Raw genomic sequence first — 242 nt, forward strand, 5'->3', positions numbered from 1 at the left:
CACCAGGCAGGCCTGGGTGTCCTGCGCCGCCTGCAGGATCGGCGCCAGCGCGTCGAGCGTGGCCGGGTCGGCGGCCGGCAGGGGCGTGCGGGTGCTGTGCAGCAGCCGCGCCAGGCCGAAGATGGCCAACGCGATTGCCACCCCCAGCAGTGCGCGCAACGCACGCGGTGCGTTGCCCTGCGCGGCGAACTGCGACCACAGCTCGTTCTGGTATTCGACATGGCTGTAGACGAAGAACAGCA

General features: G+C 70.7%; 1 protein-coding gene. It reads right to left on the reverse strand.

What is annotated here, in order from left to right; all coding sequences use genetic code 11:
* Positions 1–242: hypothetical protein (locus ACQG3P_RS22255; protein ID WP_426806265.1), on the reverse strand; the 242-nt coding region annotated here is incomplete at both ends.

This window comes from Stenotrophomonas sp. SrG (assembly GCF_050031795.1).
GTDB lineage: Bacteria > Pseudomonadota > Gammaproteobacteria > Xanthomonadales > Xanthomonadaceae > Stenotrophomonas > Stenotrophomonas rhizophila_A.